25 protein-coding genes and 1 pseudogene are annotated in these 22146 nt (G+C 58.6%); 2 read left to right on the top strand and 24 right to left on the bottom strand.

All coding sequences use genetic code 11. From position 1 onward, the window contains the following. Positions 1–60 precede the first annotated feature (60 nt). The 16 genes and pseudogenes from AC1ME2_RS26570 to nifH form a co-directional block, all read right to left on the bottom strand. Positions 61–384 carry a 2Fe-2S ferredoxin gene (locus AC1ME2_RS26570; RefSeq protein WP_480438185.1) on the bottom strand — a complete coding sequence of 108 codons (324 nt, stop codon included), beginning with the start codon at positions 382–384 and terminating at the stop codon, positions 61–63. A gap of 26 nt (positions 385–410) precedes the next feature. Then, entirely contained in the window at positions 411–704 is a 294-nt protein-coding gene (gene fdxB / locus AC1ME2_RS26565) for a ferredoxin III, nif-specific (RefSeq protein ID WP_480438183.1), read from the bottom strand. Between the two features lie 67 nt (positions 705–771). Further along, on the bottom strand, positions 772–981 hold the full coding sequence (locus AC1ME2_RS26560) for a CCE_0567 family metalloprotein (RefSeq protein ID WP_480438182.1): 210 nt from the start codon (positions 979–981) through the stop codon (positions 772–774). Positions 982–991: 10 nt separating this feature from the next. After that, complete coding sequence (locus AC1ME2_RS26555; RefSeq protein ID WP_480438181.1) at positions 992–1474, bottom strand: NifX-associated nitrogen fixation protein; 483 nt, start codon at positions 1472–1474, stop codon at positions 992–994. Positions 1475–1515: 41 nt separating this feature from the next. After that, positions 1516–1998, bottom strand: a complete 483-nt coding sequence (locus tag AC1ME2_RS26550; RefSeq protein WP_480438180.1) for a NifB/NifX family molybdenum-iron cluster-binding protein — start codon at positions 1996–1998, stop codon at positions 1516–1518. 3 nt (positions 1999–2001) lie between these two features. After that, positions 2002–3378, bottom strand: coding sequence for a nitrogenase iron-molybdenum cofactor biosynthesis protein NifN (nifN, locus tag AC1ME2_RS26545; protein ID WP_480438178.1), 1377 nt, complete (start codon positions 3376–3378; stop codon positions 2002–2004). Positions 3379–3388: 10 nt separating this feature from the next. Continuing rightward, positions 3389–4804: a nitrogenase iron-molybdenum cofactor biosynthesis protein NifE gene (nifE, locus tag AC1ME2_RS26540; protein WP_480438176.1), complete on the bottom strand. Its 1416-nt coding sequence runs from the start codon at positions 4802–4804 to the stop codon at positions 3389–3391. A gap of 835 nt (positions 4805–5639) precedes the next feature. Further along, positions 5640–6854: a methyl-accepting chemotaxis protein gene (locus tag AC1ME2_RS26535; protein WP_480442344.1), complete on the bottom strand. Its 1215-nt coding sequence runs from the start codon at positions 6852–6854 to the stop codon at positions 5640–5642. A 36-nt stretch (positions 6855–6890) separates the two neighbouring features. Continuing rightward, positions 6891–7220: pseudogene (locus AC1ME2_RS26530) on the bottom strand (PAS domain-containing protein); the annotation flags it as partial. Positions 7221–7294: 74 nt separating this feature from the next. Then, positions 7295–8038 carry a 4Fe4S-binding leucine-rich repeat protein gene (locus AC1ME2_RS26525; RefSeq protein ID WP_480438175.1) on the bottom strand — a complete coding sequence of 248 codons (744 nt, stop codon included), beginning with the start codon at positions 8036–8038 and terminating at the stop codon, positions 7295–7297. 3 nt (positions 8039–8041) lie between these two features. Then, positions 8042–8311 (bottom strand): DUF6129 family protein, encoded by a 270-nt coding sequence (locus AC1ME2_RS26520; protein WP_480438173.1) that lies wholly within the window; start codon positions 8309–8311, stop codon positions 8042–8044. A gap of 10 nt (positions 8312–8321) precedes the next feature. After that, complete coding sequence (locus AC1ME2_RS26515; RefSeq protein ID WP_480438171.1) at positions 8322–9059, bottom strand: dinitrogenase iron-molybdenum cofactor biosynthesis protein; 738 nt, start codon at positions 9057–9059, stop codon at positions 8322–8324. A gap of 4 nt (positions 9060–9063) precedes the next feature. Next, entirely contained in the window at positions 9064–9285 is a 222-nt protein-coding gene (gene nifT, locus AC1ME2_RS26510) for a putative nitrogen fixation protein NifT (protein WP_480438169.1), read from the bottom strand. A 105-nt stretch (positions 9286–9390) separates the two neighbouring features. Next, positions 9391–10962, bottom strand: coding sequence for a nitrogenase molybdenum-iron protein subunit beta (gene nifK, locus AC1ME2_RS26505; RefSeq protein ID WP_480438167.1), 1572 nt, complete (start codon positions 10960–10962; stop codon positions 9391–9393). A gap of 93 nt (positions 10963–11055) precedes the next feature. After that, a complete protein-coding gene (gene nifD / locus AC1ME2_RS26500; protein ID WP_480438165.1) occupies positions 11056–12537 on the bottom strand; it encodes a nitrogenase molybdenum-iron protein alpha chain in 1482 nt (493 codons plus the stop codon). Between the two features lie 206 nt (positions 12538–12743). Next, positions 12744–13622 carry a nitrogenase iron protein gene (nifH, locus tag AC1ME2_RS26495; protein WP_480438163.1) on the bottom strand — a complete coding sequence of 293 codons (879 nt, stop codon included), beginning with the start codon at positions 13620–13622 and terminating at the stop codon, positions 12744–12746. Between the two features lie 457 nt (positions 13623–14079). Here nifH and AC1ME2_RS26490 point away from each other — a divergent pair, with 457 nt between their 5' ends. Together AC1ME2_RS26490 and AC1ME2_RS26485 are read left to right on the top strand one after the other, a co-directional pair. Continuing rightward, positions 14080–14937, top strand: coding sequence for an SIR2 family protein (locus AC1ME2_RS26490; protein ID WP_480438161.1), 858 nt, complete (start codon positions 14080–14082; stop codon positions 14935–14937). A 42-nt stretch (positions 14938–14979) separates the two neighbouring features. Beyond that, a complete protein-coding gene (locus AC1ME2_RS26485; protein WP_480438159.1) occupies positions 14980–15546 on the top strand; it encodes a hypothetical protein in 567 nt (188 codons plus the stop codon). Between the two features lie 348 nt (positions 15547–15894). Here the strand turns inward: AC1ME2_RS26485 and AC1ME2_RS26480 are convergent, their stop codons facing one another. The 8 genes from AC1ME2_RS26480 to AC1ME2_RS26445 form a co-directional block, all read right to left on the bottom strand. Then, positions 15895–16308, bottom strand: a complete 414-nt coding sequence (locus AC1ME2_RS26480; RefSeq protein WP_480438157.1) for a NifB/NifX family molybdenum-iron cluster-binding protein — start codon at positions 16306–16308, stop codon at positions 15895–15897. A gap of 2 nt (positions 16309–16310) precedes the next feature. Beyond that, positions 16311–17039, bottom strand: a complete 729-nt coding sequence (locus AC1ME2_RS26475) for a dinitrogenase iron-molybdenum cofactor biosynthesis protein (RefSeq protein WP_480438155.1) — start codon at positions 17037–17039, stop codon at positions 16311–16313. A gap of 69 nt (positions 17040–17108) precedes the next feature. Then, entirely contained in the window at positions 17109–17378 is a 270-nt protein-coding gene (locus AC1ME2_RS26470) for an RnfH family protein (RefSeq protein ID WP_480438153.1), read from the bottom strand. Positions 17379–17644: 266 nt separating this feature from the next. After that, positions 17645–18373, bottom strand: a complete 729-nt coding sequence (locus AC1ME2_RS26465; protein ID WP_480438152.1) for an electron transport complex subunit E — start codon at positions 18371–18373, stop codon at positions 17645–17647. Next, complete coding sequence (rsxG, locus tag AC1ME2_RS26460; RefSeq protein ID WP_480438150.1) at positions 18370–19047, bottom strand: electron transport complex subunit RsxG; 678 nt, start codon at positions 19045–19047, stop codon at positions 18370–18372. Before rsxG ends, AC1ME2_RS26465 begins: the two co-directional genes overlap by 4 nt. Next, complete coding sequence (locus tag AC1ME2_RS26455; RefSeq protein WP_480438148.1) at positions 19044–20135, bottom strand: RnfABCDGE type electron transport complex subunit D; 1092 nt, start codon at positions 20133–20135, stop codon at positions 19044–19046. The genes rsxG and AC1ME2_RS26455 overlap by 4 nt, the downstream gene beginning before the upstream one ends. Then, a complete protein-coding gene (gene rsxC, locus AC1ME2_RS26450; RefSeq protein WP_480438146.1) occupies positions 20132–21586 on the bottom strand; it encodes an electron transport complex subunit RsxC in 1455 nt (484 codons plus the stop codon). Before rsxC ends, AC1ME2_RS26455 begins: the two co-directional genes overlap by 4 nt. 20 nt (positions 21587–21606) lie before the next feature. Beyond that, positions 21607–22131 (bottom strand): RnfABCDGE type electron transport complex subunit B, encoded by a 525-nt coding sequence (locus AC1ME2_RS26445; protein ID WP_480438144.1) that lies wholly within the window; start codon positions 22129–22131, stop codon positions 21607–21609. Positions 22132–22146 lie beyond the last annotated feature (15 nt).

Below are 22146 nucleotides of genomic sequence, written 5' to 3'. Positions count from 1 at the left end.
TCCTCATCGAAAGATCGGGTACGCTCTAAAAAGAGGCGGCACCCGATATCCGCCATCGCCTTACCAGAGCTCTGCCGGGGTGAGTTTGTCCGCGTAGGGAGTACCTTCCACCAAGTGCTGCTGGACGATTAGTTCAGCATCTTGCGGCTCGACCCAGCTGTACATTAACGAGCCAGGATAGATCAGCACATTGGCGCCAGCCTGACACGGGCCCAGACAACTGGTGCCGGTCAACGCAATGCGCCCTTGCAGGTTGCGACGGATCAGCGCCTGGGCGAACGCATCGAACACCTGCTCGCCGCCCTTGGCGCCGCAACTGCCACGCGGGTGTCCCTCACCGCGGCGCTGGGTACAGACAAAAATATGAAAATCGTGTTTGGCCATGATCGCTCCTTACCTTCAGTAATCTGTCAGGCCGCTGCGGGTTGGTGGGAGTGACACTGCTTGGGGCAAACCCTGGAGCAGGACGTGCAACCGATGCAGTCCAGACCATCGTGAATAGTCATGACCTGCATTTCATCATCGTCGTCATAATCATCATCTGCCTCGACCACACTGCCCCGCTCCACCAAGGTGAAGACGTCCCGTGGACAGACCTTGTAGCAACGTCCGCAACCGATGCACTTTTGTGCATCCAGGGCGGTAATGAATTGCGGCGTCCAGTCGGCCCCGCCCCGGGTAAGCCCGGTGATTGCTCCAGTCATGCCTTATCTCCTGCCGACGCATTGAACCCACATGCCGACCGTAGCCGGAGGGTGTTGACCTGTAATCTCAAGACGCCGTGGCCTGGTCCAGCCGTGCCTTGGCCTGCGCCCAGTCCAGGCAGGCCTGGTGGGTGTGCCGCGCCAGTTCTGGCAGCTCTGCATAAGCACTGAGCAGGCGATCCTCGACCAGGTCGTGAATTTGCCCGGCCCAGTCGCTGGCAATGCGTTTCTTCTGGCTAACTTCCCTGTTCAACGCTTTCAGTTCGTCTTCAGTCATGCCTGTGTCCTCAGAGCTCAGCCACGCTGCGGTTATCGCTGATCAATTGAGAGGCTATGCCCAGCGCCTTCTCGGACTCAGCGATCAACGCGTCGAGGGACTCGAAGCCGAAGCGGTGGACGTCACGCAGCACCTTGTCCAGCGCCACCAGCTTGCCAACCAGAATCAGTGCACGGCCAAAACCCTCATGGCTGATATTGATCATTGGCATAGCCATCAAGCCGGTTTCGCGTTCGATCATCTGGGCGATGGCGTTGTAATAGGCTTTCACCCGCGCCAACGTGGTCTCGTCCGGATCACCGACTACCGGGATAGCGCGGCGCCGCTCCTTGTTCAGAATAATTGGGTCCAGCACGCGGGCGTCGGTCCAGGTGTCGTAGGTGCCGTAGCTGTCCATGGCACGTAGCTGCACCACCATTTGCCGAATGATCGGTTGTTGCAGCGCCGGATCACTTTCGCTCAGCAACTGTGGCTGTTGCGGCTCTTCGTACATAGTTGTTTCCTCATCCGATGGTTGTGCCCCGAGGGGGTTCCCTACTCATCCCAACCTTCGGCGGCCATGGCATCGAAACGCTGCTGGCCTCCAGGCTGGATACGTTGAATCGCTTTTGCCAGCCAGGTAGAGGGACCTTCGCGAAGTTCCGCCTGAAGCGCCTGAATCAGCTCGCCGATGCGCGCGAATTCGCCGACCTTTACCGGTTGCACGCCGATGGCCAGCAGCTGCCGCACTGCCGATGCACCACACGCACGGCAATACACAGCGATGCAGCCTTCAAGCAAATCGAGCTTGCTGAGCAGCTTGTCTTCGTTGCCGTCCTGCTCCTGCTCCTGATCGTCGAACTCAGCGAGCGATAACAGCTGCGCCCGCTCCTGGTTGACGCCATAGATGACGAAGGCGCGCGAGGAGCCAAAATGCTGATCGACCTGATCGCGATCAGACGAGGCAAAGGCTACCTTGAGCAACGTGCCGTCATCCTCGGCATCAAGCACTTGCAATTGTCGAATAGGGCTAGTCATAGCTCAGTGCCTCTTCTGGTTACGTTCGTCAGGGGACTTCTGTGCGTAAATCGAGTGATATGCGGCGATGCTCGGGTGATGTTCGGTCAGCAGGTTGGCGATATCGAACAGTATCTGGCTGGTGCCGCGATAACCCAGCCAGCAGCGTTGAAAGCCACCCATCAAGTCGTACTGCGGAAAACCCATGCGCAGCAGGGGTACATTGAGGCGACCGGCGCAATCGAGTGCATGGCTGTTGCCCAGGACCAATTGCGCCTGCTGTTCGCGAGCGCTGTGCTCAAGGTCTTCGAGATCGCCGACCTGGATCTGCGCCAAGGGCGATTGAGCCAGCGAAGCCGAACGGGCTGGCACTACCGCGCTCACCGTGCGTGCGCCCATACCGCGCAGCAACGCATCGAAACCGAGCAACAGATCCGGGTCGGCGGCAATCGCCACCCGCGCATCGCCGAGCATAAAGTGGGTATCGAGCATGCAGTCCTGCAATTGTCGACGGTGGCGCTGCCAACGCTCGGCAACCGGGTTGCCGCTGATCTTGGCCAGCGCCATCAGCCAACTATCCACCGCGTCCAGCCCGACCAGCAAACCAAAGCGCCAATCCGGTACACCGGTACGCGTCGCCAGAGCATCGGCAGCGCCATGCAGGCTCTGCCCGACAACCAACGTCGCAACACTCTGCGGCGCGGTCGTCAGGTCGGCCAGGCTCAGGCCGCCCGTGGTCAGCGGGTTGAAATCGGCATCGTCCAGGTGCCCATCCAGCGAGCCGGACAGATCGGGAATCAGCAGCGAGTGCAGCCCGAAACTTTCGATACTGTCGCCGATAAATTCCAGGTCGCCCGGCGTCAGGTTGGCCGAACACAGGACGTTGACCTGGCGCGGGCGTTGACCGGCGCGACCCTTCTCATCCGGAATCAGGGTTTCGATAATGGCTTTCACCGCCGCTGCGAAGCCGCTCTCGAAACAGCCGCTGAAATCCGGGGCACTCACGGGGACCACCGCCACGTTGTTGTATTCGTCATAGTCGCGACGAAACTCATGCACCGCCCGCGTCATGTCGCAACCCTGGGTTTCCGCCAGGCCAGTGCTGACCAGCCCGATGATCGCCGGATGTTGCTTTTCGCAGAGGGTCTTCAATGCCTCGACGATGTTTTCGTCGGCCCCCATGACCGAGCTGACCTGTTCCATCGCCGTGGTTTGCAACGGCACGGGTTCGCGGAAATGCCGCACGAAAAACACCTTGGCAAATGCCGTGCATCCTGCCGAACCGTGCATCAGCGGCATGCTGCGTTGCATGCCCAGGAAGGCCAGCGCGGCGCCCATGGTCTGGCTGGCCTTCAGCGGACTGACGGCCAGGGCTTTCTTGCGGTTGATTATTTCAGCCATTTCGCGATCCTCAACCGTTGACGATTTGCGGATACACCAAAACCTGCGCAGCCTGAACCCAGGGTGCAGGACGGCGTACCGCTTCCCAGACCGGACTTTCGATGGTCAGACACAATTGTCGCACCAGTTCCAGCATGCCCTCGTAACCGGCGTAGCCGAATTCACGTTCCTGATTGATATCCAGGAACGGGATGCGTGCTTTCAACGCGGTGTACATGTTGCGACCACCGGCAATAAGGATGTCTGCGCGGTATTCATCCACGGTCCTGAGCAGCGCACGCGGGTTGCCTTCATCAAGCATCTTCACGTCGTCGCCCATCAGCTCGCGGATGCGCGCCTTGTCTTCCTCGGTGGACTTCTTGGTGCCGGTGGCGACCACCTTCATGCCCAGATCCTGCAAGGCAGAAATCACCGACCAGGACTTCACGCCGCCGGTATACAGCAGCACGCGCTTGTCTTGCAGACGAGCGCGCCAGGGTTCCAGGGCGGTGCGAATTTTTGCTTCTTCGCGGGCGATCAGCACCTCAGTGCGTGCAGTCAAATCATCGTCACCGATCAACCGGGCAAAGTCCCGCAGCGCCTGCGAGGTATCCGTAATGCCGTAGAAACTGCCCTCGAACCAGGGCGTGCCAAAGCGCTCTTGCAGCTTGCGTGCGACGTTGAGCATGGCCTTGGAGCAGACCATCATGTTCACCTCGGCAGCGTGCATGCTCTGCACCTCGCGAAAGCGCGCATCGCCCGACAGCGTGCAAAGCACACGCAGGCCCAGCTCGTCGAGCAGCGGCAGCACATGCCAGAACTCACCGGCAATGTTGTATTCGCCGATCAGGTTCACATCATGAACGCGGATCCCCTCGCGCTGGCTCTGTGGCGGCAGCGCATCCGGCTCTCGAGTGCCGATCACATACTTGACCATTGCTTCGCCGGCAATGCGGTTGCCCAGGTTCTTAGTGCCGTAGAAACCTGCCGCGTCCACCGGCACCACGGGCGTTGCGAAACGCTCACTGGCGGCCTTGCAGATCGCATCCACGTCGTCGCCGATCAGTGCCGGGACGCAGGTGTTATAAACGAACACCGCTGGGGGGGCGTAAGTCTCCACCGCCTGGCGGATGGCATGGAACAGGCGCTTCTCGGCGCGCCCCATGATCACGTCCTGTTCGGTCAGGTCGGTGGTCATGCCAATGCGATATAACTCTGGGCCGCTGGAGCGCGTGCCGCGGTTGTCCCAGGAGCTGCCGGCACAGGCAATCGGCCCGTGGACGATATGCGCCACGTCGGCAATGGGCAGCAACGCGATCTGCGCCCCGTCGAAGGCACAACCACCATCGGTGGCGCCCGGCACGGGCTTGGAGCAGCCGGACTTCTCCTTCTTGTTATGGGTGCAGGCCGGCTCATCGAGTAATTGGGCAATATTCTTGGCTTTCATCGCACACCCTCCAGTTCTTGGCGCATGGCATTAAAGAAGCTGATGCATCGCATGAATGAGCTTGTATGAATGATCTTCTGCAATGCCCATACCAACGCTCAACCTGCTGTTTTCGCTAGTATTTTTAGGAAGCAGGATTGTCGTGAACACGCCCTGATGTCGGGTTTGCAACAGACTCAGGGGGGATCAAACAACGCATAATCTGCTGAATCAAAATATTTGTAGGAGATGTCGCCCCGTCTTCGACGCCGCGCTGTCGCGCAGCAAACTGGTTTTGATTTGCGTGTCGTGATCGGTGGAGGTGTGTCAGATAAGCCGCCTTCGCGAACAAGACTGCGCGTCCCGGTTGCTCCTACAGAGACTTTGATCTGCTGTTGGGATTTGGAGTGAATTGACTGTCGAATTACGGTAAGGCCCCTTTTCCAGAAGGCCGAGCGCAGGCGTTGCGCAGGGAGTAACGAGGCAGGACGCCGAGTTAGCCGCACGGGGCCATGGATGGCCCCTTGCGGCGACCCCCGGAGCAACGCCGGAGTGAGGAAAATCCGAGCCTAGGCGAGGATCCGTATGGCGGGGCAAGCGTTTTGGCGGGACCTTTTTGGCGTTTGTAAAAGGTTCCTCGCTGTAAGAGCGAAACCGTAATTCCAGCACACGCCAATGCCGGATATACACCCAAGACACAGCGCCAACCATTTGTTTTTAAAAGATTAAAAATAAGTTTGATAGGAGCGCGCTTGTTGGCGATATAGCAGGCGGCGCGGTTCGGCTGAAACACCGCGCGGCGTCCTTCCCGAATGAATTCGGTCCCACAGATAGTCCGCAATCCCCTGAACTGCACTCAGTGCTGTTTCACCCAGAGCTGATGGGTCAACGCATCAAGATTGGCAGTCAATCGGGCCATTTCTACTGCGCTGTTGCGGTTGCCTTGTGCGGTCCTGACGTTCATGTCAGCGGCATCACGGATGCTGCTGATACTGCGATTGATGTTTTCACTGGCCGCCCCCTGCTTTTCTACGGCTGCCGCAATCTGCCTGTTCATTTCATTGATTTCGTTAACTTGCCGGCCAATCCCGGACAACGCATCAGAGGCCTGTTGTGCGCGACTGACGCTCGATTGAGCCTGTTCGCGACTTTTACCCATGACGGTCACGGCGCTAAGCGCACCTTCGAGCAATACGCCGATCATCTTTTGAATATCGGTAGTCGACTGCTGAGTACGTGAAGCCAACGCGCGCACCTCATCAGCAACCACAGCGAATCCCCGGCCTTGCGCGCCAGCACGCGCGGCCTCGATAGCGGCGTTGAGGGCCAATAGATTGGTTTGATCTGCAATGCCGCGAATCACATCCAACACTTTGGAAATATCGTGACAGTGGCTTTCCAACTCGTGGATGACGTGTGCAGCCTGCTCAATATCGTCCTCAAGCTCGCTGATCGAGCCGCTGGTGTGGGCCATCAGTTGTTGCCCGTTCAAGGTTTCATCGTCGGCTTTTTTCGCAGCGTTAGCAGCACTTTGGGCATTGCTTGCCACTTGTTGAACGCTGGCGGCCATTTGGTTGATGGCGGTGGCGATTTGATCGGTTTCAGCGTGCTGCCTTGCAGTCAATACGTTGCTGTTGTCAATCTGCTTCAGCAGCACCTGAGCATAATCCCCAAGGCAGTTGGTCGAATCCGCGATACGGCCTATCACTGAGCCGGTCCCCGCCTGCTCCATGCGCAAAGCAAAATCAATCAGGCCAAACTCATCCAGGCGTCCGCTGTAGAGCAGCTGACTCAAAGGGTTACTGGCAACACCGCGGGTCATTTTCACCAGCCCGGCGAGTGGCGCCAACAAGACCTTGATGCACACTGCACTTAACCCAATAGCGAGCACCGCCGCAAACAACACGCTGCTCAACGACAGAGAAAACAGGCAAGCAGCCGCCGATAAGCCGAGGACTATGGCAAAACCGATCAGCCAAAAGAATTTTATGCCCAGGCTCAAGGCAAGGCGCGGGGTCAGGGGATGGGCGCCCGCTCGCAACTGCGCGTACAGCTTTTCGGCTGCAAGCACTTTGGCCTGATTCGGCGTGGTGCGCACCGATTGGTATTCGACGGTCTCTCCGTTTTTTGTGATAGGCGTGACATAGGCGCTGACCCAGTAATGGTCGCCATTTTTGCAGCGATTTTTTACCAACCCCATCCAGGAAGACCCGGACTTGAGGGTCGCCCACATGTGCTCAAAGGCCGCTTCAGGCATGTCTGGATGCCGGATGATGTTGTGGCTTTTCCCCAGTAACTCGGCTTCGGTAAAACCACTTATCTTGATGAAGTCAGGATTGACGTAAGTAATGGTGCCCTGAATGTCAGTAGTAGACAGGATGTTGGCATCCACGGGCAGCTCGATGAGCTGTCCGGTTACGGGTTGATTGTGCCGCATGCTGGTTTACTCGCATCAGGTACTCAGGGGCCTCCCATGAAGGGGGTATTCTTAATTAGTTTCCTGCGATGAAACTAATTGAAAATGCCGCCTAACCGTTGCGCTATGGCCATTTTCACTTCGGGGTCCTGTTCATCCAGTTTGCGCAAGGCGCCGAGGGAAGCGTTTTCCACGGCGGCCAGGCGTACGGTCCAATCGCAATCGTGGAGCAGATCGAGCAGGTCGTCGCCGGTGAGGCGTGCAGCGACCAGACGACGCACTTCCGGCTCAGGGTCGGTGCTCATCAGCCCAAGGCTTTCTTCGGGCAGGCGCTGGGCAACGAATTTACGCACCTGACGGTCATCGTCGCGGATGAAGCGGAATAACCGGCCAGGGGCAATACGCTGGACGACGTAGGCGCGGACCATATAGTCCGGGTCCTCGGCCATCTGTTCCAGTTGTCCGACCGGCAGGCGGTCGGCGACGGTAATGCGCACTTCGCGGTCGGGGTCGTGCATCAATTCGCCCAGTTGTTCGCGTGGCAGCCGATAGGCAACGGCGCGGCGCACCACCTCATCTTCGTCCCGCTTGAGGGTGGCCAGCCCTTCCACTGGCGCGTAGCGCACGGCGATGGCGCGGCGTTCCCAGAACGGGTCGGCGAGATAGCGCTCGGCCAGCTGAGGATTACGGCGAAAGAAGCGGTCGATCTGTCGGCCGCTGGAGACGGCGACACAGGTATCACCAGGCGTGCAGCGGCCGCTGGGCAGCAGGCTTGCGTGGAAACTGCAGGCACGACAGTCAGCAACAGGGGTGATATCCACACTCGGGTCGTCGGTCATGGTTCAGTCCTCGATCACTTGCGCCAGGACGATGCCGGAGGCCACATCCAGATCGTTGGTGAGTACCGAGCAGTGACTGTTGGTGTTGACCAGGTAGACGTTGAAATCGGCACACTGGAACAATGGACGGGCGTTGCACACGATGTCGTCGTCCATGCAACAGGTGAAATGTACACCGGGAAAGGCGCCGCGCAAGTTGGCGAGCAGCTCATCGTCAAGCGGGTGGCGCTCGGCCTGGTGAATGACGCTGTCAAGCAGGCTCTGGTGGATCATGGTTGTTTCCTCATTCGTTGCTTTTGCCGGTAAAGCGCACACGTTGATCGGGCTCGGCCCCCATGGCCTTGGCCAGCCAGGGCGGTGGGGCGCTGGCGAGTACGCGTTGCAGTTCTTCGACGATTTCACGCGCTGGCACCGGGGCGGCGAGCTTGATCGGGTGTACCCCGGTGCGGATTACCTTGGCCGCTGCCGGGCCGCCGATGCTCAGGGTGTAAAGCAGTTGGCAGTCGTGGAGCAGTTCGGCGCGAAGGGCCAGAGGATCTTCTTCCTCACGTACGGGAGCAGGCTCACGCAGGGCGATCAGCCGACTGGCGTTGGGCGAAATCTGGTAGATGAGAAAGCGCGCACAGCTTCCGAAGCTGCCGTTCAGGTATTCGCCCTGATTCGAGGCGCAGGCGATGCGCACCGAGTCGCGCAGGTCGCCGTCGCAGTAGGCTTCGGGAATGGGCAGCGGTTCCTGCGGCATGTGTACACCGCGCCCGCGCAACAGGCTGACGGCGAGTTGTAGCTGTCGTTCGTTGATGGTCTGGGGCTGTGCGTTGCTGTCGGCCGGGATGAGCAGGCGCGCACGCAAGCGCGAGACACGCAGTTTTTCCAGCCGCGCAGCCGTGATCGGCTCACCGGTCACCGCCAGTACCGCGCGCAACAAACGCGCCGTATCCATGCCCTGGATTTCACGCGCCGCCAAGGCGATGCGCAAGGCAAGGTGATCGGGAAGGCGAGGGTTTGCGTTCGGTGCGGCCATAGGATCAATCCTCGCTGACTCGCTTGACCCGTAGGGTAATAGGCAGGGTCGGCGGGGTGGACATCGGTTCAAGGTAATAAGCAGTGTCATCACCCAGGGTGACTTTTCCGCCCCAGCAATCCGGGCGGTCGTATTCCAGGCTGACAACCGTTTCTTCCAAGTCTTTCTTGGCAACGTAGAGGGTCAATTGACCTTGCGAATTGCGGCGAATCATGACGCTCGGCATGGTGTAGCTCCAAGGGCGAAGAATTGGGCGTGATCTTTACGAAGGCGGCTGTGACCCTCGAAAAGGCCGGGGGCGAACCCCCGGCACATACCGGACAACGACGACTCAGCGAACCAGGTCGTAGTTGAAATCGGTGACCTGCATGATGCGAGTTTCTTCGTCCAGACGCTCAAGCACAGAGTTGACCAAAGTAGTCAGCATCTGCATGGCGCCTTCGTAACCCATGGTGGTCTGGCGGTGCAGGTGGTGCCGATCGAAGATCGGGAAGCCCAGACGGATAAGCGGCACCTCGAACTCCTTGCCCTTGTGCAAGGTGTCGCGCTGGATGAACTTGCCGTAGCTGTTGCCGATCATGAAATCAGGCTTGTCGGTGAAGACCAGCGAACGCATGTGCCACAGATCCTTACCGGTGTAGACCGTGGAGTTAGCACCGTACGGCGAGCTTTCCAGCAGTGCTTCAAGGGCCTTTTTCCAGCGTTTGTTGCCGTTATTGCAAACGATGTGCACCGGTTCGGCACCCAGCTCCATGAGGAACTTGACCATGCCCATGACGAAGTCCGGATCACCCCAAAGGGCGAAACGCTTGCCGTGCAACCAGGTATGGGAGTCGGTCATCATGTCGACCAGCCTGCCGCGTTCCTTGGTCAGGCTTTCCGGGATAGGCTGGCCGGTGACTTCGCTGACTTTCATCAGGAATTCGTCGGTCCAGTCCAGGCCCATAGGGACGCTCAGCTTGGGTACTTCCTGTTTCCAGGTGCCTTCAACCAGTTTCCTGGTTTTGTCCAACTGCCAAGGTTGCAGCAAGAACGTGGTATAGGCGTTCGGCGCATCCTTCACCTGGTCCTGGGTGGTACCACCGGAGTACATGCGGAATTGACCATCCGCCGGGGTATCCAGCACTTCTTCCGGGTCGGAAAGGAAGCTGTAATCAACGTCCATTTCCTTGAGCATGCGCTTGATGACCCGGAAGTTACCCAGGTAAGTCTCGAAACCCGGGACGATGTTGACCTTGTGGTTACTGCCAACCACCTTGTCTTCCATTGTCTTGGCGGTAAAGTAACGGGCGATGCCTTCGAACATGTTGTCCCAGCCGGTGACATGGCTGCCGACGAAGCTCGGGGTGTGCGCGTACGGTACGGCAAAGTCTTCGGGTATGAAGCCGGCAACCTTGGAGTTATTGATGAACGCGTTGAGGTCATCGCCGATGACTTCAGCCATGCAGGTCGTGGAGACGGCAATCATGTCGGGCTTGTAGGTTTCCCGACAGTTTTGCAGACCGTCCTTCATATTCTGCTGGCCACCAAATACCGCCGCATCCTCGGTCATGGAGTCAGACACGCAAGAAATCGGCTCCTTGAAGTGGCGGTTGAAGTAGGTGCGGAAGTACGACACACAGCCTTGCGAGCCGTGTACATAAGGCATGGTTTTCTCAAAGCCCAGGGCACAGAGCACCGCACCCAGTGGCTGGCAAGCCTTGGCCGGGTTAATGGTCAGCGCTTCACGCTTGAAGTTCAGCTCTTTGTATTCCTCAGTGGTGGTCCACTGGAAGACTTCGTCTATTTTTTCCTGCGGATGCTTCTCTTCGAAATCATCACGCTTGCGAGCGAGCGACTCCTTGTATTCGTCTTGCAGAAACAAGGGGTAACTGGCTTTGATGTTGTCAATTTGCTGGCTCATGACCTTCTCCTTCGCCTCACTCATCTGTGAACGGCGATCGCGGAAATCGGCTGCGGGCGAGCCCGCAGCGGATGTTGCACTCCAATGGGTGAATCAGGCGCTGGCGGCGATTTTCTCGACGACCTGCTCAGGCTTCTTCCACGGTGCTTGCAGTTTTTTCCAGCATGGGTTGTTCAGGGTCATGTCCATGTCGCGAGCGAAGATGGCGAAGCCATCGAAGCCGTGGTACGGGCCTGAATAGTCCCAGGAGTGCATCTGCCGAAAGGGCACGCCCATTTTTTGGAAGATGTACTTTTCCTTGATGCCAGCACCGATCAGATCAGGCTTGACCTTCTTCACAAATTCTTCGAATTCGTAGCCGGTCACATCGTCGTACAGCAGGGTGGCGGTCCCCATTTCCTTGAGCGTACGGTCGTAGTCATCGTTGTGACCGAACTCGTAACCCGTGCCGACCACTTCCATGCCCAGATCTTCATACGCGCCGATAACGTGACGTGGGCGCAAACCGCCGACGTAAAGCATCACGCGTTTGCCTTCCAGGCGCGGCCGGTACTTGGCGATTACCGCTTCCGATTCGGCCTTGTAGCGGGCAATCACTGCTTCGCACTTGGCCTGGATGCTTTCATCGAAGAAGGCAGCAATGGCGCGCAGTGACTCTTCCGTTTTGGTCGGGCCGAAGAAGTTGTACTCAAGGTAGGGAATACCGTACTTCTCTTCCAGGTGGCGAGAGATGTAGGTCATCGAACGATAGCAGTGCAGCAGGTTGAGCTTGACCTTGGTGGTCAGTTCCATCTCTGCCAACGTGCCGTCGCCGGACCACTGGGCCACGACCCGCAAGCCCATTTCTTCGAGCAGGGTGCGTGAGGACCAGGCGTCACCGCCAATGTTGTAGTCGCCCAGGATAGCAACGTCGTAAGGCGTGCTCTGAAAGCTGGTGTCGTCGTCTCGGTTGGGCAGTACCCAGTCACGAATCGAGTCATTGGCAATGTGGTGACCGAGTGATTGCGACACCCCACGGAAACCTTCGCAACGTACCGGTACCACGGTAGTTCCGTACTCAACGGCCTTTTTCTTGGCCACTGCTTCGATATCGTCGCCGATCAGGCCGATCGGGCATTCGGACTGGATCGAGATGCCCTTGTTCAACGGGAACAGGGTCTGGATTTCGTCGATCAGCGTGGAGAGCTTCTTGTCACCGCCGAAAACAATGTCCTTCTCCTGGAAGTCCGAGGTGAAGTTCATGGTCACAAAGGCGTTAACGCCCGTGGTGCCGATGTAATAGTTACGGCGACCGGCACGCGAATATTGACCGCAGCCCACTGGGCCGTGGGAAATATGGATCATGTCTTTGACCGGACCCCACACCACCCCTTTAGAACCGGCGTAAGCGCAGCCACGAATGGTCATCATCCCCGGTAGGGATTTTTTGTTGGAGGTGATGCACTTCTTGGACTGCTCCAGCGTTGGATCATTGGGCGCCAAGTGTTTTGCACGCTCTTTACGCGCTTTTTCGGGGTAAACCTCCAGAACTTCCTGGATAAGAGATTCGACTTCCTCGCGTGACATACCGGACATGGTATGAACTCCTCTTGCCTTGCGTTCATGTGCGGGTAACGGAGACTTCGTATTGCGCCAGGTGCAATACGAAGTTCCGGCAGGGCTCATCTGCCCTGCCCCGTCCGAAGAACCCTCACGGCGTGCCTGGCCTGAACTATTGGCACGCCGTGATCGGGTTCTGAACTTGTGCATGCCTGAGCATGAACAGGTTCATGGCAGAGCTATCAGGCAACTTCTTCGGCAGCAGTTTTACCGACGATTGCAGCGTCTTCTTCATCCATGATGCCGAACTCCATCAACAGCGCTTCGAGTTCGTCCATGGTGATCGGGGTCGGTATGATCATTTTCTTGTTGTGCAGGATCTTGTTCGCCAGCGAACGGTATTCATCAGCCTGCTTGCAGGTAGGGTCATATTCGATCACGGTCATACGGCGAATTTCGGCGCGCTGCACGATGTTGTCGCGAGGTACGAAGTGGATCATCTGGGTGCCCAGCTTTTCAGCCAGGGCGATGATCAACTCATCTTCACGGTCGGTCTCGCGGCTGTTGCAGATCAACCCGGCCAAGCGAACGCTGCCAGAGTTGGCGTACTTCACGATGCCTTTGCAGATGTTGTTGGCTGCATACATCGCCATCATCTCGCCGGAGCAGACGATGTAGATTTCCTGAGCCTTGTTCTCACGGATAGGCATCGCGAAACCACCGCACACCACGTCTCCGAGTACGTCGTAGAACACGAAGTCCAGGTCTTCCTCGTAGGCGCCTTCCTCTTCGAGGAAGTTGATGGCGGTGATAACACCGCGACCCGCGCAACCAACACCTGGCTCTGGGCCACCCGACTCAACACACTTGATGCCGGCGTAACCAGCCTTGAGCACGTCTTCGAGTTCCAGATCTTCCACGGTGCCGGCCTCAGCCGCCATTTCCATGATAGTGTTCTGAGCCTTGGCGTGCAGAATCAGGCGGGTGGAGTCGGCTTTAGGGTCGCAGCCGACAATCATCACTTTGTTGCCGCTTTCGGCCAGGGCCGCTACGAGGTTTTGGGTGGTAGTGGATTTACCAATCCCGCCCTTTCCGTAGATAGCGCATTGACGCATTACCATAATTAAGTCCTCGGTTTCGTTCCACATAGACAGTGGGCTGTAGGCACGAACAAGCCTGCGCAACTGGACAAGTGCAGTGTTTGTGCCAGCACGCTTTACACGCATGCAAGCAACTGTTTTTTAATGATTTTTTAATATTTAACGAACTATTAAAGACCGTGGCATACACAACAAAAAGTCGCGACTGTCGGTTGTAATGGCGACAACCCAACAAACGTGACGGGCACATTTCCTTTATCAGCGTTCTGTTCTCGGCGTCCTATATATAGTTGCTCGCCGACACACTTCTCGCGCCCTTCAATAACTGTGGCAAACATGACAATTGTCGTGAATACCCCGCCCTGTTCGAAAGCCGGGTTGCACTGAATATCAGCAATATCAATGGGTTGCCCGACGGCAACCGATTGGCGTGTTTATTGCGGATGGCTCCTGCGTACATCTACCGCAGGAGCGTCCCGTGAATAGCAGCTCGATGCAGAATATTTTGACCAGCCTTGAGGTCGGCGACATCGTTCCCTACCTTGGCCCCGGCGTATTGCAAGGCGTGGTCGACCGCACCAGCGGCCTGCCAATGCCCGCCGACAGCAATAGCCTGATCCTGGCCATGACCGGGGGCCAACCCATGGCGCCGCGACTCATGTATGAGTTCCCTCGCGCCGCCATGCACCTGGAGAACAAAAAGGGCCGCAGCTTCATTGAGCGCTTCCTGACACAAACCTATGGCGGTGATAACTGGACGACATCCCCCTTTCACCAGTGGCTGGCCAGCCTGCGCCTGCCCTATGTGATCGATTGCAACCGTGACACCCAATTGCAACGCGCCTACGCCGACCGCGAACACACCCTGGTGGTGGGCGCGGCTCGCATCGCGGCCACCCCCTACCGCTTCGACCTCTACCAATTCGACGGGGCGTGCTATCACCCCATCGCGCTGGAGCAGGTGGATTTGGAATTGCCAGTGGTGTTCAAGCCTGTAGGCACCCCGCTGCCCAAGCCGAACTACGTCGCCAGCGATGCGGACTTCGTGGACTACATCACCGAGCTGATGGGCGGCTTCGCTGTACCTGCCTGGATAAAGCTGCAGCGCCGAAAAAAGCGCTATCTGTTCCTCGGCATGCGCTTTAACCGCGACACCGAGCGCATGGTCATGAGTGATTTGATCCATGACGCTGCCGACGATGCCGGCTGGGTGCTCATCACCGATCCGAGTGCCAAGGAGCGCAAGCTTTGTGAGCGCAAGAATCTGCAACTGATCGAGGCCGACTGGAGCGAACTGTTCGCCCTGGCGTCCCCCGATACCGCCCAAGTGGCCTGACTACACCTTTTACAGAACCTGTTTTACAGAGAGGACCCAACCATGCTGCTGAAAACCTACGAAACCCGGTGCCTGATTTGCAATTTGAGCTTCCTCGGTGCGTCCACCCAGCCTGACACCTTCGCCTTCCGTGGCGACCTGGTGCTCGAAGAAGGCGATATCGCCGACGCTTCCGGCCGCCGCATGCCCCCTCGATCAGTGGTCAAACAGGCCGCCGTACTGGAGCAAAATGGCAAGCTGACCATGGTCGTCGGAGGGCTGATTGACCTGGCCTTCCTGCCGCTGTTCCTCGAAAACTATCGCGCAGACCTGGCCCCGAATATCCAGGTACTTTTCTACGTCGAGAATCTGGGCAAGGCTCAGCAAGTGGATCTGGACGGCGTCATCATCAACCTGTTGCCGCACTTCGATGGCGGTGCGATCTGGAATACCTTGATGGGCGACCTGAAGCTGGACAAGGACGACTTCAAAGGCCGCACTGCCGAAGACAAACTGCTGGTCCTTCAGAAAGCGCTGACCGGGTACTCACCGAAGGTGGAAATTGTCACCTTCCAGCAAGCCCTGGGGCATGTCGTCGAACTGCGCCGCGAGTCGCGTGGACCGATCTGAGCCATGGCCAGAGAGGGTTTCTGACACACGACAAAAATACCCGCCACCCGACGCTTAGCTAGCCCGTTCCTTCCCCTCTTCCAGTCGTGGAGAGGGGCGTCCTCTAGAAACGGTGTTTGCTTCAAATACCTCCTTTGGCTCATAAGCCTTCTCCCCCGCTCCTTGGGGGATTTTTTTCAAACCCCTTTACTTGCCACCCCACTGTTCTCGTCCTCGACACATCCAGGCCGAGTCGCGGGTTATGCCTGACGGTCGTTTTCACAGACGAACTGAACCCCTGGCGCAATTAATCATCGCGTCAGAGGTTTAGCTGTTTGCAGGGATCAAGAAAAAGCGCCGTAGCCGACTTCAGGGATGCTGATGCCCTTCACCACCGCAGGCATGTTCATCGTGGGGCAGGCCTGCTGGCAGGTTGCCGGCCAAGTACGCCTGAACCGCCCGTTGCGGGTCGGTTTCGCCCGTCGTCAGCAGTGTCACACTGCGCTCGGCCATGCGCCGTATAACGCCTTCGCCAGCACTGCCAGCAATCGCGACATCGACACCGTGCAAGGGGTGGCGTTCGGGTTGGGGGCAGACGTGCCACTCATGCAGACAGGCATGTTCGTCCAGTTCCAGAGTGTAGGCGCCATCCGGTGCCTCACCGGGCCAGACGTCGAATACCCTCCAGCGGTGCGCACGTCCGGCATGCCCCGCCACCTGATCGTGACGGTCGATGGCCACGGCAATCAGTTGGCGGAGACTGTATTGCACGGTTTCGCCCATGCTCAAACCCCCTCGTCCGAAAGGGCGAAGCGCACACGCTGCTCGGCCGAGACACCCAACAACTTGGCCAGCCATGGGGGCGGCGAGTTGCTCATTACCTGCTGTAACTGACCGAGAACATCCTGCGCCAAGCCACCGTCGACCTTCTTCATCGGGTAAATACCAGACTTGACCACTTTGGCCGCAGCCGGACCGCCGATGGACACGACGTAGAGCACCTGACAATCCTTGATCAGATCCGTACGGTAGGCGTTCTTGTCCTCGGCGTATTCAGCGTCAAGCGCAGAACGGATGTCGACCAGTACCGCGATGTCAATACCGACTTGATAGATCAGAAAGCGCAGGCACGAGCCAAAGTGACCATCCAGTTGCTCGCCATTGTTGGAGGCGACGGCGACGCGGATGGTGTCCGGTGGCATGCTGTCCATTGAAACCGGCACGGGCATGTCTTCAGACAGGGTTTCGCCCCAAAGAATGCGTACAACTTCTTTTATGACCGACAAATCCAGACCTGTGCCGATGTCCTCGCCCTCCTCTTCGCCGTCGACGATGCCCACACCGATCTTGATATCGTTCACGGTGACGGTCTGCAGGCTTTGCTCGGTCAGTTCACCGTCGATGCGCTGATGCAGCACTTCCAGCAACTTGCCGACGCCGACGCCAGGCATAGCCCTGGCGGCCAGGGCTATACGTAAAGCGGTTTCACGGCTCATGTTCACGGGAGCATTCATTTTCAGGCCTCCTGGGGCAATGCAATAAGGCGCTTGGAGGACCACGGTGCCCTCCTCGTCACCGATCACTCATTCGTCGTCATCATCCTCATCGTCGTCGTCATCCAGCACCCGCGTGATGCGATGGTAGATCTCCACGCGGTCACCTTCCTTCAACGGACTGTCGAGCTTTACGAACTTACCGAACACACCGACCTTCTGTACTTGCAGGTCGATTTCCGGGCAGCAGCGCAATAATCCGGATTTCTCTATGGCCTGCGCTACTGTGCTGCCGTCGCCGACCTGACAGGTCAGCAACAGTGGCTGAGTAGGCGCGGCATACACTACGGCGACCTTCATGGTGCTTCTCCTTTCAAGCTGCTTTTAAATCTTGTAGAAACAAAGTGTTGGCGTTGTGTTGGGTGTGTATATCCGGCCTTTGTGGTTGCTGGAGTTATTACGTTTTCACACAGCCTGGGTGGGAGCGAATTTATTCGCGAAAACGTCGGCACATTCAGCATCCTTGGTGCCGGATAGCCCATATTCGCGAATCTCCCACAGTAGTTTTGCTCGTCAAAAAAATTAATTTAAGAACGACAAGTTATGCATTGTTTGATAGGTCGGAGTCATTGCAGCACCACCAGTTCGCCGTGGGTCTTGACGCGCCGCTCAGAACGGCGACGATCGAGTACCCGTTTGCCTGCCAGCAAAAAGCCCAGAACGATAAACGCCCCCGGCGGCAGCACGACCAGAAGCACACCCGAATAATTGGGAATCACGGTGATTTCCATCCAACGGAAATGCGGCCCCAGCAGCAATGAAGCCTGGGAAAACAGGGTGCCGCTGCCGATGATTTCGCGGATGCCGCCAATCAGCGTCAGGAACCAGGTGAAACCCAGGCCGATGCCCGCCCCATCGAGGATCGACGGGATCAGCGGATGCTTGAGGCAGAACGACTCGGCACGGCCAAGCACTGCGCAGTTGGTGACGATCAGTGCGATAAACAGCCCCAGCACCTTGTACAGCTCATGCACCCAGGCGTTCATGGCCATGTCGATGATCGTCACCACGCCCGCGATGATCCCGATCATTAACGGGTTACGCACTTCCGGGGAAATGGTGTGGCGCATCAGCGAGATGATTGCGTTGGTACAGATCAACACCGCAGTCGTCGCCAGGCCCATGCCCAGGCCGTTGGTTGCCGTACTGGTAACCGCCAGGACCGGGCACAGCGCAAGGATCTGCACCAGGGTCACGTTGTAATCCCAGAGCGCGCCGGTGAAAAAGCGCCAGAGCGGGACGTGCTCGGCATCGCTGCTGCCGCTCACGGCGGTCGGGGAACATTGACTACTCATGGTTGTGACTCCTGTTTTTGCTCAAGTACGTCGGCGTGGCGTGCCTGAAATTGCAGCGCCTGAAGGACACCCTTGACCACCGCACGCGGGGTGATAGTGGCGCCGCTGAACTGATCAAACTGACCCCCGTCTTTCTTCACCGCCCAGGCCTTGATCGGGATATTGGTCAACGACTGGCCGTTAAAACGGGTGATCCAGTCACTCTTGGCAATGTCGATCTTGTCCGCCAGGCCGGGGGTTTCCTTATGGGTAAGCACGCGCACCCCAAGGATTTTCCCGGTGCTGTCCACGGCGATCAGTTGCACGATCGGTCCGCCATAGCCGATGGTGCTGATGCGAAAGGCGATGGCCGTCAACTGATCACCATGGCGCGCCGGATACACCTCAACATCGCCCAATTGGGTATCGGTGACGTGGAAGGCATCGCCCAGCGGATTGTTGTCGTACAGGCTGGCGGGCAGTACCTGACGCAGCACCGCGAGTTGGTCGTTCTGTTGTTGCTTGGCGATACCGTCGCGGGTGTAGAAGTCGCTCAGCAGTAACGCAAAGGCCACCAGCGCGCACACCACGCCCAGGGAAACACTCTGGTAGGCCAGCTTCGCGCGCCAACGGGCGAACAGCGAAAGCGGTACCATTGGCAACTGGTCTTTTGAGTTGGTGTCTTCAGTGCTCATACCTTGTCCACCTCTTTGGTTTGCCGAGTCCAATTGGCCGCCATCAGCGGCTTGCCGCGCACGTTGCGACCATAGACGCGAGGGCGGCAGTAGCGGTCGATAAGCGGCGTGAGCGCGTTCAAAAACAGGATGGCGAAGGCCACCGCCTCGGGAAAACTACCCCAGGTGCGGATGACATAAATAAGCACACCGCTGCCGATGCCGAAGATCAGCCGACCTGTACGACCGACCGGCGAGGTGACCGGATCGGTGGCGATGAACAATGCGCCCATCATCAGTCCGCCGGAACTCAGGTGAAAAAGCGCGCCAGCGTAGCGCTGCGGGTCGATCTGATGAGCCAGCGCCGCCAGCAGCGCCACGCTCAACAGCATCGTCACAGGGATTTCCCAGTGGATAATGCGCAACGCCAACAACCATAGCCCGCCCACCAGCAGCAGCACTTCCGAGGTTTCACCCAGGCTGCCGCCGGTGTGCCCGAGAAACGCCGGGATCAACGAAAAGTCAGTGGCCAGAATGTCGGTGACGGTGCGGTGCAAGGTCAACTGGGTCTTGAGGTTGCCCAGCGCGGTGGCGCCAGAGACACCATCCAATTGTGGTGCGCCGAGGAAGGTAATGCGCAGTCCTTCGAGAAAGTCCGGCGAGCCAGCAGCCCATAGCGGATGCGGCAGCGCCCAGTGAGTCATTTGCAGTGGGAACGAAATCAGCAAAGCAACGCGCGCCGCCATCGCCGGGTTGAACGGGTTCTGGCCAATGCCGCCGTAAACCTGCTTGCCCAGACCAATGGCGAAAAAGCTACCGCCTACACCGATCCACCAGGGTGCCCATGGTGGCAGTGTCAACGCCAGCAGCCACCCGGTCAGCAAGGCCGAACCGTCCCACAATCGACGTTGCGGCTGTTTGAGCAAACGCAGGCATATCGCCTCGCACAGCAAGGCACCGGCCGTGGTCACCAGCCAGAGGTTGATCGCCGGCCAGCCGAACAGGTAGCAGCCAAAAAATGTCGCCGGCAACAGTGCCAGGCAGACGTGCATCATGATGCGGTTGACCGACGAACTATCGTGGGCGAACGGGCTTGATGCAATGCTCATGGTTGTACCTCCTGATTGGCCGTCACTGGCTTGGTGCGGTTTTTCTTGGCCGCCTTGAGCGCAGCTTCCTCGGCCAGGCGCTGCGCACGGGCATCGGTCGCTTGCTTGATGAAGTCGTTCTTGCGCGCGGCATTGCGCTGTTCGTCGTTCTTGCCCATGGCGTACTGGAAATACTGCACAAGCGGGATATGGGAGGGGCAAACATAGGAACAGCAACCGCACAGGATGCAATCACGCAAACCAAAAACGCCGGCCTGCTCGAAATTGTCGGCGCGGGTGTAGGCCACCATTTCAAGCGGCATCAGGCCCATCGGACACGCGTCCACGCAGCGTGCGCAGCGGATGCAGGGCTCGGCCTCGTCGTGAGGCACTTCATGGCGATCCAGCGCCAGCACGCCGGTGGTGCCCTTGATCACCGGCACCTGGGTCGATGGCAACACCGAGCCCATCATCGGCCCGCCGAGCAACAGACGCTGCGGAGCATGGGTAAGCCCGCCGCAAGCATCCAGAAGCGCCTGCACCGGGGTGCCAATCCTGACTTCCAGATTGCGTGGGCTGACGACACAACCACCCGCCACAGTGACCACGCGGGAGATCAACGGCCGACCGAAACGCAGCGCCTGCTGGATGGCATACACCGTACCCACGTTATGCACCAACACTCCAACCGACGTGCTACGCCCTTCTGCTGGCACTTCGCGCCCGGTGATTTCCTGGATCAATTGCTTGGCCGAGCCCATTGGATAGAGCGCCGGCACGGCGACCACCTCGATGGCCCCGTGGCCGATGCTGGCCTTGCGCATCGCCGCCAGCGCTTCAGGTTTATTGTCTTCAATGGCGATGACAATGTTGTAGGCGCGCAGGATGTGCTGAACCAGTCGCGCACCTTCAACGATGTCATCGGCCCGTTCGCGCATCAGCACGTCGTCGGTGGTCAGGTACGGCTCACACTCGCTGCCGTTGATCAGCACCGTCTTGATCTCGTGTTTCGCGCCCTGCTTGAGCTTTACCGCTGCCGGGAAGATTGCCCCGCCCAGGCCGACAATGCCGGCCGCTGCTACCTGGTCGGCGAGTACCGAGGGCTCTTCGTCGAACGGGTTGCCCGGTACTGGCAGCTCTATCCAGCGGTCTTCCCCGTCACACTCAAGCACGATGCCGTTGGTGACCAGGCCCGAGGGATGGGGGGCGTTGATGGGACCTATCTCGACGATGCGCCCGGAGCTGGGCGCATGGACCGGCGCCGACAATTCAGACGGAGAACTGGCCAGCAATTGCCCCTTCAGAACCCGATCACCGACCAGGACCAATGGCAAGCATTCGGCTCCGGCATGTTGGCGCAATGGCAGGTACAGCCGCGACGGCAACGGTACCTCCCCAATGGGAAGCAATGCCGAACGCTCCTTGTTCGGTGAAGGGTGAATACCACCGCGTATACGGGCGAAATTGAACATGGGAAGCTCCGTGAAACGGCTCAGGCGATCTGGGGTTTGGCCCACTGCCAGTTATCCAGGGACAGGCCCTGCGGATTGAGAGAGACGCAATTTTCCGGGCAGGCCGCCTCACACTTGCCACAGCCAGTGCAGGCGCTCTGCAATACGTTGTGGATTTGCCCGTTGGCACCGACGATGGCGTCAGTCGGGCACGCCCGGTAGCAGCGGGTGCAGCCTGTGCATTGCGCGGCATCGATACGCGCTATCAGGGGTGCGCTCATCTTGCCGGGGTCCAGTGCCACGCCCAGCAGCTCCGAGAGCTTTTGCGCCAGGGCCATGCCGCCGGGCGGGCAGCTGGTCACGCTGGCGCGACCTTCCACCATCGCGCCGACTGCAGCGGTGCAGCCGGGAAAGCCGCATTGCCCGCACTGGCTGCCCGGCATCAGTTCCAGGGCTTCCTTGAGCAGCGGGTTTTCGTCGCTGACCGCGAAAATTCGCGCGGCCACCCCCAAACCAATACCTAACAACAAACCCATCAATGCCAACACTGCTGTCGCTATCAACATATCCACCTCCATGCC

This window comes from Pseudomonas sp. ASL9 (assembly GCF_056680335.1).
The sequence above is the reverse complement of the archived record's forward strand: the minus strand, read 5'-3'. Positions and strand labels throughout refer to the sequence as shown.

What these genes read in the sequence shown, in the direction of transcription:
- AC1ME2_RS26480 (WP_480438157.1), bottom strand. Translation starts at nt 16,308, where the DNA reads ATGGGCGAAACCGTGCAATACAGTCTCCGCCAACTGATTGCCGTGGCC.
- fdxB (WP_480438183.1), bottom strand. Translation starts at nt 704, where the DNA reads ATGACTGGAGCAATCACCGGGCTTACCCGGGGCGGGGCCGACTGGACG.
- rsxG (WP_480438150.1), bottom strand. Translation starts at nt 19,047, where the DNA reads ATGAGCACTGAAGACACCAACTCAAAAGACCAGTTGCCAATGGTACCG.
- AC1ME2_RS26520 (WP_480438173.1), bottom strand. Translation starts at nt 8,311, where the DNA reads ATGATCCACCAGAGCCTGCTTGACAGCGTCATTCACCAGGCCGAGCGC.
- AC1ME2_RS26455 (WP_480438148.1), bottom strand. Translation starts at nt 20,135, where the DNA reads ATGAGCATTGCATCAAGCCCGTTCGCCCACGATAGTTCGTCGGTCAAC.
- AC1ME2_RS26560 (WP_480438182.1), bottom strand. Translation starts at nt 981, where the DNA reads ATGACTGAAGACGAACTGAAAGCGTTGAACAGGGAAGTTAGCCAGAAG.
- AC1ME2_RS26445 (WP_480438144.1), bottom strand. Translation starts at nt 22,131, where the DNA reads ATGTTGATAGCGACAGCAGTGTTGGCATTGATGGGTTTGTTGTTAGGT.
- nifK (WP_480438167.1), bottom strand. Translation starts at nt 10,962, where the DNA reads ATGAGCCAGCAAATTGACAACATCAAAGCCAGTTACCCCTTGTTTCTG.
- nifE (WP_480438176.1), bottom strand. Translation starts at nt 4,804, where the DNA reads ATGAAAGCCAAGAATATTGCCCAATTACTCGATGAGCCGGCCTGCACC.
- AC1ME2_RS26555 (WP_480438181.1), bottom strand. Translation starts at nt 1,474, where the DNA reads ATGTACGAAGAGCCGCAACAGCCACAGTTGCTGAGCGAAAGTGATCCG.
- AC1ME2_RS26515 (WP_480438171.1), bottom strand. Translation starts at nt 9,059, where the DNA reads ATGGCCGCACCGAACGCAAACCCTCGCCTTCCCGATCACCTTGCCTTG.
- nifT (WP_480438169.1), bottom strand. Translation starts at nt 9,285, where the DNA reads ATGCCGAGCGTCATGATTCGCCGCAATTCGCAAGGTCAATTGACCCTC.
- AC1ME2_RS26525 (WP_480438175.1), bottom strand. Translation starts at nt 8,038, where the DNA reads ATGACCGACGACCCGAGTGTGGATATCACCCCTGTTGCTGACTGTCGT.
- nifH (WP_480438163.1), bottom strand. Translation starts at nt 13,622, where the DNA reads ATGGTAATGCGTCAATGCGCTATCTACGGAAAGGGCGGGATTGGTAAA.
- nifD (WP_480438165.1), bottom strand. Translation starts at nt 12,537, where the DNA reads ATGTCCGGTATGTCACGCGAGGAAGTCGAATCTCTTATCCAGGAAGTT.
- rsxC (WP_480438146.1), bottom strand. Translation starts at nt 21,586, where the DNA reads ATGTTCAATTTCGCCCGTATACGCGGTGGTATTCACCCTTCACCGAAC.
- AC1ME2_RS26475 (WP_480438155.1), bottom strand. Translation starts at nt 17,039, where the DNA reads ATGAATGCTCCCGTGAACATGAGCCGTGAAACCGCTTTACGTATAGCC.
- AC1ME2_RS26570 (WP_480438185.1), bottom strand. Translation starts at nt 384, where the DNA reads ATGGCCAAACACGATTTTCATATTTTTGTCTGTACCCAGCGCCGCGGT.
- AC1ME2_RS26485 (WP_480438159.1), top strand. Translation starts at nt 14,980, where the DNA reads ATGCTGCTGAAAACCTACGAAACCCGGTGCCTGATTTGCAATTTGAGC.
- AC1ME2_RS26465 (WP_480438152.1), bottom strand. Translation starts at nt 18,373, where the DNA reads ATGAGTAGTCAATGTTCCCCGACCGCCGTGAGCGGCAGCAGCGATGCC.
- nifN (WP_480438178.1), bottom strand. Translation starts at nt 3,378, where the DNA reads ATGGCTGAAATAATCAACCGCAAGAAAGCCCTGGCCGTCAGTCCGCTG.
- AC1ME2_RS26470 (WP_480438153.1), bottom strand. Translation starts at nt 17,378, where the DNA reads ATGAAGGTCGCCGTAGTGTATGCCGCGCCTACTCAGCCACTGTTGCTG.
- AC1ME2_RS26550 (WP_480438180.1), bottom strand. Translation starts at nt 1,998, where the DNA reads ATGACTAGCCCTATTCGACAATTGCAAGTGCTTGATGCCGAGGATGAC.